This is a genomic window from Angustibacter peucedani (assembly GCF_054779595.1).
The window spans coordinates 1-6,612 of sequence record NZ_BAAGXY010000106.1 but is presented as its reverse complement, the minus strand read 5'-3'; the positions used below and the strand labels follow the sequence as shown (position 1 = coordinate 6,612).

At 76.6% G+C, this 6,612-nt stretch carries 5 protein-coding genes and 1 pseudogene; 2 read left to right on the top strand and 4 right to left on the bottom strand.

Features of this window, described 5'->3' with window-relative positions:
- From ACYVJ4_RS16220 to mtrA, 4 genes and pseudogenes are all read right to left on the bottom strand, one after another.
- Window positions 1-427, bottom strand: a pseudogene (locus ACYVJ4_RS16220) (hypothetical protein); the annotation flags it as partial.
- A gap of 10 nt (window positions 428-437) precedes the next feature.
- The gene (locus ACYVJ4_RS16215; protein ID WP_460461178.1) at window positions 438-2,243 is read right to left on the bottom strand and encodes an LpqB family beta-propeller domain-containing protein; all 1,806 of its coding nucleotides are present in this window, start codon (window positions 2,241-2,243) and stop codon (window positions 438-440) included.
- Window positions 2,243-3,916, bottom strand: a complete 1,674-nt coding sequence (gene mtrB, locus ACYVJ4_RS16210) for an MtrAB system histidine kinase MtrB (protein ID WP_460461177.1) — start codon at window positions 3,914-3,916, stop codon at window positions 2,243-2,245. The genes ACYVJ4_RS16215 and mtrB overlap by 1 nt, the downstream gene beginning before the upstream one ends.
- A gap of 7 nt (window positions 3,917-3,923) precedes the next feature.
- A complete protein-coding gene (gene mtrA, locus ACYVJ4_RS16205) occupies window positions 3,924-4,604 on the bottom strand; it encodes an MtrAB system response regulator MtrA (RefSeq protein WP_460461176.1) in 681 nt (226 codons plus the stop codon).
- A 160-nt stretch (window positions 4,605-4,764) separates the two neighbouring features.
- Between mtrA and ACYVJ4_RS16200 the strand changes: the two genes are divergently transcribed.
- Both ACYVJ4_RS16200 and ACYVJ4_RS16195 read left to right on the top strand, forming a co-directional pair.
- Complete coding sequence (locus ACYVJ4_RS16200) at window positions 4,765-5,952, top strand: DUF7544 domain-containing protein (RefSeq protein ID WP_460461175.1); 1,188 nt, start codon at window positions 4,765-4,767, stop codon at window positions 5,950-5,952.
- On the top strand, window positions 5,949-6,612 hold a 664-nt coding region (locus tag ACYVJ4_RS16195), incomplete at its 3' end, for a DUF4129 domain-containing protein (RefSeq protein ID WP_460461174.1). The genes ACYVJ4_RS16200 and ACYVJ4_RS16195, both read left to right, overlap by 4 nt.

The window sequence follows — 6,612 nt, the reverse complement described above, 5'->3', positions numbered from 1 at the left end:
CGGCGAGCACGACCCGGCGCGGCCGGACGGCGAGCGCCAGCTCGCGCACCGGCTCACGACCGCGGGCGCGGCGCGAGCGGGCGGACGACGGCACCGGCACCAGCGCCAGGCCGACGGGTTCGCGCGCCAGCAGCCTGCCCAGCGCAGCGGCGAGCACGGGCGACAGGTCGGTGCGCTGGTGGTCCTTCCACGCGTTGAGCGCCTCGCGCAGGGCTCCGTCGTAGACCGCGGCCGACCGCACCGCCAGCCCGCCGACGGCGCGCCCGAGCGGTGGCCCGGCCAGGGCCTGCGCGCAGGGGGCGCACCAGCGGTGGCCGGCCGTCCCGCACCCGGCGCAGGTGCGCGCGAGCACCAGGTCGCCGAGCTCGCCGACCGCGGTCGCGAGCGCCGACCACCCCGCGAGCGCGCGGGACGTCGGCCGGCTCATCGGCCGCGGGTCACTGCGGGATCGTGACCGAGCCGCCCGGGCCGAGCGGCCGCCAGCCGTTGCCGCTGCGCACGAGCACCTGCCCGGACGTCGTGGCCAGGTAGACCGCGCGCAGGCCGTCGCCGGCCCAGATGGACGATGCGTCGCCCACCGTGGGCAGCGCCGTCACGAGACCGCCGACCTCGACCTGGTACGGCTGCAGCGAGCCGGGACGCCCGGCCAGCACCGCCAGGTTGGTGCGGTCGGCCCAGGACACGTCGTGGACGCCGGCCAGGCTCTGCCCCACGCCGCGCGGGGCGGCGAGCGCCGAGGGGCGCCCGCCGTCGCCGCGGATGATGCCGGCGACGTCGAGCCGCCGGCCGCCGTCGTCGCCGACGGACACGACGGCGACGCGGGCGCCGTCGCGGGAGACGTCGACCGCCAGCACCCGTCGTCCGGCCAACCAGGGGACGTGCAGCGCGAGCGCGGCCTGCTTGGTGCCGGCCACGGCCGCGGCGGACGACGTCGCGGGGGCCACGAGCAGCCCGTCCACGACCGCGCGGTCGGAGGTCCAGGCCCAGCCGGCGCGGTCGACGACCGGCGGCGCGAGGTCGAGCCCGCGGGCCAGCTGCTGGCGCGGCGCGGCCTCGGCGACCTGCACCAGGCGACGTCCGGACCGCTCGACCCCCACCAGCAGGTCGGACTGCGGCCCGGCCGACACCGAGCGCAGGTCGGTGACGTCGAGCGCGGCGGCGAACCGCCCGGTGCGCTGCGAGACGAGCTGGCCGGTGCTGGCGTCGACCTGCAGCAGGCGGTCGCCCGACAGCACGAGGACCGGACCGGCCACCTTGACGTCGTCGCTGTAGCCCAGGTCGTTGCTGCTGCCGGGGCCGTCGACGCCGGCCACGGCGTAGGGCGCGCCGGCCACCGTGACGCGGATCCCGCTGACCGACGAGAGCTGTCGCAGGGTCGACGAGAGCTGCGCCCACAGCTGCTGGCGCTGCTCGGGCGAGGCGCTGAGCGCCGTCGACGACAGGTCGACCTGCGCGACGCCGGACGACACCGGCACCGCGTCGACGCTGAGCGTCGTGCCGTCGGGCGCGCCGGTGGAGACCGCGCCGCGCAGCGCCACCGGCGGCCCGCGCAGCAGCTCGCGCACCAGGAAGGTCGCCAGGCCGGCGCGCGCCCCGGCGTACCAGCGGAGGTCGGGCACCAGCGAGCGGGTGCCGTCGGCCACGAAGGCGAGCCGCAGCGCGGTGTACGCGCGCTCGAACTCGTAGCGCGGCATCCAGAGCCCGAAGCCGCTCGCGATCTCGTCGATGCGCCACACCTCGCCGACCTGGGTCACCGAGAAGCTCGAGCTGGCCGTCGTGCCGGGCGCGGCGAGCACCAGCTGGCCGGCCTCGTCGATGGTGCCCCACACCGGAGCCCGGACGACGACCGCGCGGCGGGTGCCCGAGCCGCTGGCCGTGACGGTGAGCGAGGTGTCGTCGGGGTACACGAGCGTGCGCTGCGCCGGGCGCCAGCTCGACGCCGCGCCGCCGCTGAGGAAGGTGCGGGCCACCGCGTGGTCGTCCTCGAAGCCGGCGCCGGCGTGCAGGAACCCGCCGACGATCTCGGCGGGCTGCGCGCCGGGGCGCGGGCCCTCGGGCACGGCCTGCAGCGGCTCGCCGGACGCCTCGCCGACGTCGCGCCCCTCGCCGGCCGGCCCCGAGTCGGGCAACCCGCCGCCGCAGCCGGCCAGCAGGGCGCCGGCCAGCACCGTGCCGGCCAGCACCGTGCCGGCCAGCACCGTCCCGGCCGAGCGGGCCGCCGCGGCGAGCCGGCGCCCGCGCATCACCGACCGCCCGCCCAGGGCGGCGTGCCGAAGGTCATCGGGCGGCTCGGCAGGCGCTGGTAGGCCCGGCCCACCTCGACGGCGGGTTCGTCGTCCTCGGGGGCCAGCGGCAGCGGCGAGGCGGTCAGCTCGCCGCCCGAGGCGCGCGGCAGGGTCAACCGGAAGCACGACCCCTGACCCGGCTCGCCCCAGGCCTGCAGCCAGCCGCCGTGCAGCCGGGCGTCCTCGATCGAGATGGCCAGGCCGAGCCCGGTGCCGCCGACGGTGCGAGCCCGCGAGGGGTCGCCGCGCCAGAACCGGTTGAACACCAGCGCGGCCTCGCCCGGCCGCAGCCCGACGCCGTGGTCGCGGACCGCGATCGCGACCGCGTGCTCGTCGGCGCCGACCCGGATCTCGACCGGCTTGCCGTTGCCGTGCTCGAGCGCGTTGGCCACCAGGTTGCGCAGGATGCGCTCGATCCGGCGCGGGTCGACCTCGGCGACCACCGGCTCGGCGTCGGCCGCCACCGCGAGCGCGCTGCCCGTCGTCGTGGCCAGCGGGCCGGCGTGCTCGACCACCCGCCCGACGATGTCTCGGACGTCGACCGGCTCGAGGTCGAGCAGGTCGCCGCCGGCGTCGATCCGGCTGATCTCGAGCAGGTCCGCCAGCAGCGCCTCGAACCGGTCGAGCTGGGTCTGCAGCAGCTCGGCCGAGCGCGCGACCTCGGGCGCGAAGTCGGCCCGCGCCTCGTGCAGGACGTCGCCCGCCATGCGGATCGTCGTCAGCGGCGTGCGCAGCTCGTGCGAGACGTCGCTGACGAACCGCTGCTGCACGCGCGAGAGGTTCTCGAGCTGGCTGATGTGGGTCTGCAGGTTGTGGGCCATGGTGTTGAAGGACGCCGCGAGCCGGGCCAGGTCGTCCTCGCCGCGCGGCACCATGCGCTCCTGCAGCCGCCCGGACGACAGCCGCTGCGCGACCATGGCGGCCTGCCGCACCGGGCGGACCACGGTGCGGGTCACGACGTAGGCGATGCCGCCGACGAGCAGCACCAGCGCGGCCCCGCCGCCGACCAGGCTGCGGCGCACCAGGTCGATGGTCTCCTGCTCGCGGTCGAGGCTGAAGACGAAGTAGAGCTCGTACTCCCCCGCCAGCGGCACCTGCACCCGCGAGCCGATGGCGATGCCGGGCACGCTGCGGCCCGAGCCGGTGTAGCGCAGCCGGACGAACTGCTCCTCCTGCCGGCCGGTCGCGACGACCCGGCTGCGCAGGTCGTCGGGGATGATCGCGCGGTCGACGTCGCGCGAGCTGAGGTCGGGCAGCACCGCGGGCTTGTTGTTGTCGAGCCCGCGCAGCAGGATCACGTCGCGGCTGTCGTCGGGGTCGGGCGAGGCCAGCCGCGGCAGCATGTCGTTGACCAGCAGGTTCAGGCCCGAGCTGTCGTTGGCGGTGTCGAGCTGGGCCTGCGCGTCGCGCAGCCCGCGCGTGGCCTCCCCGCGCGCGGCGACCAGCCGCTCCTGCACCAGCCCGGACTGGATCCGCTGCAGCAGCAGCGTGCCGAGCGCCAGCACCACGACCAGGCCGAGCAGCATCGTCGCCGTGACGACGCGCAGCTGCAGCGAGCGGCGCCAGCGCGACCGGACGGCGAGCAGCGCGCGCCGCACGCCGGCCGGCATCCGCTCGGTGCCGACGCTCACGCCCGGGTCACCCGCCCGACCCGGCCTTGTAGCCGACGCCGCGCACGGTCACGACGATCTCGGGGTGCTCGGGGTCGCGCTCGATCTTGGACCGCAGCCGCTGCACGTGGACGTTGACCAGCCGGGTGTCACCCGCGTGCCGGTAGCCCCACACCTGCTCGAGCAGCACCTCGCGGGAGAACACCTGCCACGGCTTGCGCGCGAGCGCCACCAGCAGGTCGAACTCCAGCGGCGTGAGCGAGATGGGCTCGCCGGCCCGGTGCACGGTGTGGCCCGCAACGTCGATCGTCAGGTCGCCGATGTCGAGCCGCTCGGGCGCGGCGTCGCCGGAGCTGCGCAGCCGCGCGCGGACGCGGGCGATGAGCTCCTTGGGCTTGAACGGCTTGACCACGTAGTCGTCGGCGCCGGACTCGAGGCCGACGACGACGTCCACGGTGTCGCTCTTGGCGGTCAGCATGACGATCGGGACGCCGGACTCGGCCCGGATCCGCCGGCAGACCTCGATGCCGTCGACCCCGGGCAGCATGACGTCGAGCAGCACGAGGTCGGGCCGCACGTCGCGGAACGTCGACATGGCGCCCTCGCCGTCGCCGCAGTGCACCGGCTCGAAGCCCTCGCCGCGCAGGACGATGCCGAGCATCTCCGCCAGCGCGGTGTCGTCGTCGACGACCAGAACGCGACCCTTCATGGACCTCTGCCTCCGTCGGCCTGCGTGTGTCCTCCATGGTCGCACCCCCGGACGACGACCGTGGCGCATCGTCCACAGGGCGCGCCGCGGGCGTGGCACGATGGCCCCCACGTCAGCCGTGCGCCGCGGGTCGCCGCACCCGCCCGAGGGGGACCGACCGATGAGCGAACCACCGGGCTGGCAGGCGCCCGGGTCCTCGCCCGAGCCCGGTTGGGGCGCGCCGCGCTACACGCCACCCCCCGCCCCGCCGGTGCCGACCTACGGCCAGCCCTCCTACGGCCAGCCCTCCTACGGCCAGCCTGCCTACGGCCAGCCGCCGTACGGCGCACCTGGCGCGCCCGGCTGGGGCGGCCCGCCGCGACCCGGCGTCGTGCCGCTGCGCCCGCTCGGCCTCGGTGAGATCCTTGACGGCTCGGTGCGCACCATGCGGCACAACCCGCGGGTGATGTTCGGCCTGTCCGCGATCGTCATGGGCGTCTCGGTCGTGCTCTCGACCGGGCTGCTGCTGGTCGGCCTGCCGCAGGCGCTGAACAGCGTCGACGCGTCCGGCGAGGTGAGCAGCACCGAGGTCGCCGGCCTGGTCAGCGCCGGCGTGGTCGGCGTCGTGGTGCCGGCCGTCGTCCAGTTCCTCGCGCTCGCCGTCCTCAACGGCATCCTCATCCTCGCCGTCAGCGAGGCGGTCATCGGCCGCCGGCCGAGCATCGGCGAGGTGCTGCGCCGCGCGGGGTGGCGCGGCGTGGGCCGGCTGGTGCTCCTCACGCTGACCACCGGGCTGATCGGCCTGGTCGTGCTCGTGGTGCTGGCGGCGCCGGTCGTGGGCCTGTACTTCGTGGCACTGCCCGCCGGGATCGTGGCGACGCTGGTAGCCCTGGCGGCGGCCGTCGCGGTCGGGTTGCTGCTCATGGTGCGGTTCGCGTTCGCCGCCCCCGCGCTGCTGCTCGAGGACCTCGGCGTCCTCGCCGCGCTGCGCCGCTCGTGGCGGCTGGGCCGCGGGTCGGGTTGGCGGGTCCTCGGGATCCTGCTGCTCACCAGCATCATCGCCGGGGTCACGTCGAGCCTGCTGCAGGTGCCGTTCTCGATCGTCGGCGCCCTCGTGCAGGCGGCGATGAGCACCGCCGGCACCGGCGAGGCCAGCAGCCTGACCCTGGCCGCCGTGGTCGGCTACGCCGTGCAGAACCTCGGCGTCGTGCTGTCGGCCGCCGTCGTGTCGCCGTTCTCGGCCGCCGTCGTCAGCCTGCTCTACATCGACCTGCGGATCCGGCGCGAGGGCCTGGACGTCGCGCTCGCCCGAGCCGCCGCCGAGCACGCCGAGGCCGCCGACCGCGCGAGCACCGGCAGCGGCGCGTGAGCCTGGTCGCGCTGCTCGCGGCACCACCGCTCGACCCGTCGCGCGAGGTCGCCCGCGAGTGGGCGCGCGCCGAGCTCAGCGACCCGGTGTACGCCAACGCCCAGCCCGGGCTGGTGCAGCGCGCCGCGCAGTGGGTCCTCGACCACCTCTCGCGCCTCGAGCTGCCGGCCCGCGCGTTCGCCGACCCGCGCACCGGCCTCGTCCTGCTCGCCCTCGTCGTCCTCGTCGTCGGTGCCGTCGTGCTGCTGCGCACCGGCCGGCTGCGCGGACCGGGGCGCTCACCGCACGACGCCGCGGTGTTCGACGACGTCGTCCGGACGGCGGCCGAGCACCGCCACCTCGCCGACCAGGCTGCTGCGCAAGGCCGGTGGGACGACGCCGTGCGCGAGCGCTTCCGCGCCGTCGTCCGCTCGCTCGAGGAGCGCGTGGTGCTCGACGAGCGACCGGGTCGCACCGCCGACGAGGCGGCCACCGACGCCGGACCGGCGCTGCCGGCCCTCGCCGACCGCCTGCTCGACGGCGCCCGGCTCTTCGACGACGTCAGCTACGGCGACCGCCCGGCGCTCGCGGTGCACGACGAGCAGCTGCGCGCGCTCGACCGCGACGTCGCCGCGGCCCGTCCGGTGCGCCCGGCCGACCTGGCTGACCGCGCCGACCTGG